Annotated in this window: 1 pseudogene; it reads left to right on the top strand. The window is 41.2% G+C overall.

What is annotated here, in order from left to right:
• A pseudogene (locus PL9631_RS27575) lies at positions 1 to 140 on the top strand (IS701 family transposase); the annotation flags it as partial.
• Between the last annotated feature and the right edge of the window lie 144 nt (positions 141 to 284).

Here is a 284-nt window from a genome sequence, read left to right as displayed (position 1 = left end):
GCGCTTTATTAGTTTGGGTTTTTCTGACTCGTATGGCTAAGAAAGTTTCTCAAACTGTCTATCAGTTAAAAGCTGGTTTATTAGCAGATTACCTGAGCCAAGAGCTTAAACATCCCTCTCTAAAACTTTCTTTTATTTAGTTTACTCATCAGTTCAAACACAGATTGATTCTCTTTATTATCAGCGCGATGCCGACAGATGGCGGCATCACCATCGCGTAGCGTGCCGGACGCATATTGCCCTTCTGTTTGAATAATGCGCTATATATAGCGTCCTTGCGTAAG

Source organism: Planktothrix paucivesiculata PCC 9631, from assembly GCF_900009265.2.
Lineage (GTDB): Bacteria > Cyanobacteriota > Cyanobacteriia > Cyanobacteriales > Microcoleaceae > Planktothrix > Planktothrix paucivesiculata.
This window is presented reverse-complemented; position numbering and strand designations above follow the sequence as displayed.